Raw genomic sequence first — 2309 nt, 5'->3', positions numbered from 1 at the left:
TACAGCACCGCAAACACCTCGCGCACCTCTTGACGCAACTGCGCCAGCAGGAACTGCCGCGTGGTGGCCGCACTCGCAAACACCGGACGCTGACGCAAGTCCTCGGCCAAATAGCGTCGAGACATTTCCACCACCGCCTGCAATTGCACATATTTGGCGTCACCCAAGCCATGTGAGGCGCAAAACTGCTCCCTGCCGGCCGCGATCAGCGCGCTCAAGCCACCGTGCTCAGCCAATAATTCCCGCGCAAGATCTACCGCTGATTTGCCCTTAACTCCTGTGCGCAGAAATATCGCCAGTAGTTCAGCATCAGCCAACGCCTCGGCGCCGCGCTGCAGCAGCTTTTCCCTAGGCCGCTCATCGGCAGGCCAATCCGTGATCGCCATATCACCCTCCTTGGTGAGAATACGATTTATGACACCGGTAGTCGCCGGCGCCGATAAGCTTCATAATACCGACAAACTCAGCGATGACGAACGGCAAAATGAAGCAACTGAGCAATCGACACATTCTATTAGGCGTTACCGGCGGTATTGCCGCTTACAAGAGCGCTGAACTCATTCGTCGCTTAAAAGACCACGGCGCAGGTGTGCGCGTGGTGATGACGGCTGCCGCCATGGAGTTTATTACGCCGCTCACCTTGCAAGCGCTATCCGGCAACCCAGTGCACACCACCCTGCTCGATCCCGCCGCAGAAGCCGGTATGGGCCATATCGAGCTTGCCCGCTGGGCCGACGTCATCCTGATCGCGCCTGCCAGTGCCGACTTTATGGCTAGGCTCGCGAATGGCCGCGGCGACGATTTGCTTACCACCTTATGCCTCGCCACTCCGGCCGCCATCGCGCTTGCGCCAGCCATGAATCAAGGTATGTGGCGGGACCCCGCCACCCAGGCCAATGTCAACATCCTCGTTGAGCGCAGCATCCACCTGTTTGGACCCGCTGCAGGTGAACAAGCCTGTGGCGACGTTGGCCCCGGTCGTATGCTCGAAGCCGAGGACCTAGCTCAACGTTGCGCAGAGCTCTTTAATAGCCGCCTGCTGGACGGTGTACAGCTGACCATTACGGCTGGTCCAACGCGGGAAGCGATTGACCCTGTGCGCTATATCAGCAACCACAGCTCCGGCAAGATGGGCTATGCCTTGGCGCGTGCCGCAGCCGATGCCGGCGCGCGGGTCACCCTAATCAGCGGCCCCACTAATTTACCCTGCCCCGAGCGGGTTACTCGAATTGATATCGTCAGCGCCACCGAAATGCACGAAGCCGCCATGGCCGCGATGGGCCAATGCCAAATATTTATTGCCTGCGCGGCAGTGGCCGATTATCGGCCAATCAATTGCGCCGGCCAAAAAATTAAGAAAGACAACGATAGTATGCAGATCGAATTGGTGCGCAACCCTGATATAGTCAGTGCGGTTGCCAAACACGCTGAGCGGCCTTTCACCATTGGTTTTGCCGCTGAAACTCAAGATTTGCTGCACTACGCCCGCGATAAGCTCCAGCGCAAAAACCTTGATATGATCGTGGCCAACGACGTTGCCAACAGCAGCATCGGTTTTAACGCCAATGACAACGCGGTCACCGTGTTAACCACCAAAGGCGAGCAGAGCATTGCCCAGATGGGCAAAAATCAATTAGCCGCGCAATTGATTCAGCTCATCGCTCAGCAATTTCTTAGCACTAAACAGGAAGACGTCTGAAGAGTCGTGCCGACAAGACCAGATGCGTTACTACGTAGTTTTTCCGAAGCTCCCTAGACAGCGTCCTCTGTTCCTTCCATTATAAGTCTCTAAATGATCAGGACGACACTAAAGCTGCGATGCGCAAAAAAACATCAACAAATACAACAAGCCAACTCAAAAAGGCGTCGCGCTTTTCCGCACTTCAACGCGACATTGTCATTTCAGGCGTTCTCAGCATTTGCAGCATAGTGGCCGCATTTTATTGGATTCAAATTGTTGAGGAGCCTCGCGCACTGTCTCAGCGCATAAATACTGTTACGGCAAACAGCGCCGACCACCAGCGCGTTATCATCCGCGAGGCAATCAATCAGCTCAGCGCCAGGCTGAAGCAGCAAGCCGACAACGCTGAACTCAGCGAAGTTCTCAACACCGGTGACCTGAAAGCGCGGGACAAGCTAGAAGTAAATTTGCAACGCGCCTTCCCAGAAGCAGTAGACAGCAAAATAATTATCCTCGGCCCCCAGGGCATTGCTGATGAGCGCAGTGAAACCGCACGGCTACGAAATAACATCGAAATCGATATGCTGCGCAAAAGCATCAGTGACAGCGGCGTTGTCATTGAAGCTTA

At 55.4% G+C, this 2309-nt stretch carries 2 protein-coding genes and 1 pseudogene; 2 read left to right on the top strand and 1 reads right to left on the bottom strand.

The features are described from left to right. Positions 1-386 (bottom strand): UPF0758 domain-containing protein (locus ABYT30_RS18560; protein WP_373098001.1); only part of this gene is annotated, 386 nt, incomplete at its 3' end. 98 nt (positions 387-484) lie between these two features. Between ABYT30_RS18560 and coaBC the strand changes: the two genes are divergently transcribed. After that, the gene (gene coaBC / locus ABYT30_RS18555; RefSeq protein ID WP_373098000.1) at positions 485-1699 is read left to right on the top strand and encodes a bifunctional phosphopantothenoylcysteine decarboxylase/phosphopantothenate--cysteine ligase CoaBC; all 1215 of its coding nucleotides are present in this window, start codon (positions 485-487) and stop codon (positions 1697-1699) included. A 230-nt stretch (positions 1700-1929) separates the two neighbouring features. After that, positions 1930-2309 (top strand): annotated as a pseudogene (locus ABYT30_RS18550) (hypothetical protein); the annotation flags it as partial.

Source organism: Zhongshania sp., assembly GCF_041623545.1.
Classification (GTDB): Bacteria; Pseudomonadota; Gammaproteobacteria; order Pseudomonadales; family Spongiibacteraceae; genus Spongiibacter.
The sequence above is the reverse complement of the archived record's forward strand: the minus strand, read 5'-3'. Positions and strand labels throughout refer to the sequence as shown.